The sequence below is a fragment of the uncultured Arcobacter sp. genome, from assembly GCF_937982575.1.
GTDB lineage: Bacteria > Campylobacterota > Campylobacteria > Campylobacterales > Arcobacteraceae > Arcobacter.
In genome coordinates, this window is sequence record NZ_CALJLR010000016.1 from 1 (window position 1) to 2,529 (window position 2,529).

3 protein-coding genes are annotated in these 2,529 nt (G+C 27.3%); all 3 read left to right on the forward strand.

Annotated features, from left to right (window positions below; genetic code table 11):
* Positions 1-398 precede the first annotated feature (398 nt).
* The 3 genes from Q0617_RS11070 (at position 399) to Q0617_RS11080 (ending at position 2,515) form a co-directional block, all read left to right on the forward strand.
* Positions 399-1,271 carry an ORF6N domain-containing protein gene (locus Q0617_RS11070; RefSeq protein WP_298753351.1) on the forward strand — a complete coding sequence of 291 codons (873 nt, stop codon included), beginning with the start codon at positions 399-401 and terminating at the stop codon, positions 1,269-1,271.
* Positions 1,272-1,673: 402 nt separating this feature from the next.
* Positions 1,674-1,940 (forward strand): hypothetical protein, encoded by a 267-nt coding sequence (locus Q0617_RS11075; protein ID WP_298753352.1) that lies wholly within the window; start codon positions 1,674-1,676, stop codon positions 1,938-1,940.
* Positions 1,925-2,515 (forward strand): hypothetical protein, encoded by a 591-nt coding sequence (locus Q0617_RS11080; protein WP_298753354.1) that lies wholly within the window; start codon positions 1,925-1,927, stop codon positions 2,513-2,515. Before Q0617_RS11075 ends, Q0617_RS11080 begins: the two co-directional genes overlap by 16 nt.
* The last annotated feature ends 14 nt before the right edge of the window (positions 2,516-2,529 follow it).

A 2,529-nucleotide genomic window follows, 5' to 3' on the forward strand; every position in this document is an offset into this window, starting at 1 on the left:
TTACAGTTGTTTTAGAAAGCATATCGATTAAAATTAGGTGCGAAAGCTCAGAATATAAAAACTTAAGGTTCCAAATTGGAACCTTAAGTGTAATAAAAAAATAATATATTGATTTACAAATAAATTATTATATAACTGAGCTTTCGCACCTAATTTTATAGTGTTACATTCGGTAGTAGCGGTATTCTCTCAGCATTTGTCATATCTATTGACATGTATTTTTCAGTTTTTTTAAGCCCCTATTTATGGGGATTTAGAATAGTCAATAACTAGTGTCAAGTACCATGGAGTATTTTATTACTATGCCCTACTTACAGTTGTTTTAGAAAGCATATCGATTAAAATTAGGTGCGAAAGCTCAGTTATATAATCTCAAGCAATAAAAGGTAAAAAATATTATGCAAGAAATTACAACTACAACAAATATAGATATAAAATCAAAGATTTACACTATTAGAGATAAGCAAGTAATGTTAGATGGAGATTTAGCAGAGCTTTACGATGTAGAGACAAGAGTTTTCAATCAAGCAGTTAAAAGAAATACTAAAAGGTTCCCAGAAAGTTTTAGATTTCAATTAACAAAAGAAGAATATGAAAACTTGAAATCACAAATTGTGACCTCAAGTTTATCTGAACATGGTGGAAGAAGATATATTCCTTATGTGTTTACAGAACAAGGCGTATCTATGCTAAGTGCTGTTTTAAACAGTAGAACAGCTATAGAAGTGAGTATAAAAATTATCAATAGCTTTGTAGCTATGAGACAGTTTATATCTCAAAACGCTTTAATATTTCAAAAAGTTGAAAATCTAGAACTAAAACTTTTAAAACATGATGAAAAATTTGATAAAGTATTTGAAGCCTTAGAAAACAAAAATCCTACACAATCTCAAGGTATATTTTACAACGGACAAATATTTGATGCCCATAATTTTGTATCAGATTTAATAAGAAAAGCTAAAAACAGCATTGTACTCATTGATAATTATGTTGATGATTCAACTCTGCTTTTATTTAGTAAAAATCAAAATATTGATGTTACTATTTATACAGATACATTCACTAAAGCACTAAAATTAGATTTAGAAAAATACAATAAGCAGTACAAAGATATATCTATAGAGACAAATAAAAAATTTCACGATAGATTTTTAATTATTGATAATAAAGATGTATATCATATAGGTGCAAGTTTAAAAGATTTAGGTAAAAAGACTTTTGCTTTTAGTAAATTAGAGGACTTAGCGGAGCATTTATTAGAGAATATCTAAAAGCCACGCTTCTTGGTTAGCTTTAAGTGGTGCTGATATATTACAAATTAAAGAGCCACTTGGACATAAAAAACTTGATATGACTTTGAGGTATGCACATTTAATCCCTAGCAAGAGACATGATTTAATTAGAGATGTTTTTTGTGCTTAAATAAAAATATTGCTTTTTTTATGTATTATATTAAACTTCAAAGGAACAAGTATTGCTACTTGAAAAAAATTAACACCAAGGTATATTAATTGATATATTTAGATAAAGGATGTTATGAAACATTCAAAAATAACACAGGTTACTTAGAGCACTTTAATGTAGTTTTTTCTGAATTTCAGAAAAATAAATCGAAAATCTGCACACAACATCGGTCACAGGTAAGGAAATATTGCGATGGTTTTCAAGAAGATATGAGAAAAATAACAGAATCTGGAACATATAAAGATAAAAAGGCGCTTCAAAGTATGTTATACCCTCTATTTGTTAAAAAACTTTGTAAGAAATCTGAAAGTTACACATGTTTAGAAGGTACAGAATTTTTTCTAGCATTATTACCAGACTGGAGAGAAAAATTAAAAACACCTCGTAGAGTCTGTTATGATTCTGATGAGCACACTCATCGATATAATGCTCTTGAGATATATTTAAATAAGAAAAACCCATGCAAAAAAATATAAAAGAAATAGAGAGTTGTATACCAGTAAATGATGACAGATTATCTATTTTTGATGACTCTAATGAGCCAATTTTAAACACAATAAATAATATTTTAAAAAGTAATGCAAATAAAGAAAATATTACCTCAGATATATTAAAAGCTCTAGAGGGCTACTATACTGGACCATCAGTATCAGAACAAATTAGACAAATGCGTATTGCTTTTGAAAATATTATAGAACTACCTTTCCACTGTAACAATAATGTTCTTTATGATTTTGATAATGAATTATTAGAAGAGTTGTCTTATTGCCTTAAAAGTAGCAAAAAAGGTGGTAAAGGATATTTTGAAAATTTTAAACAATTTGAAAGATTTTTAGGAGTTTCACAAGGCTCACTTCATCAAGTTTTGTTTGATAAAACTTATAATTTTAAAAAAGTTAATACTAAGTCATATTATAAATTAATAAGATTTTTAAGTAATTATAAAAATGTTGAAGAATTAAATAATGATTTACTAATAGCCTCAGAACAATGGAATAAAAAGAAATCTAAAGAGCCACTTGCAGATTCCCGCAAACAACCAATAATTTAAGCTAATTTAAATTT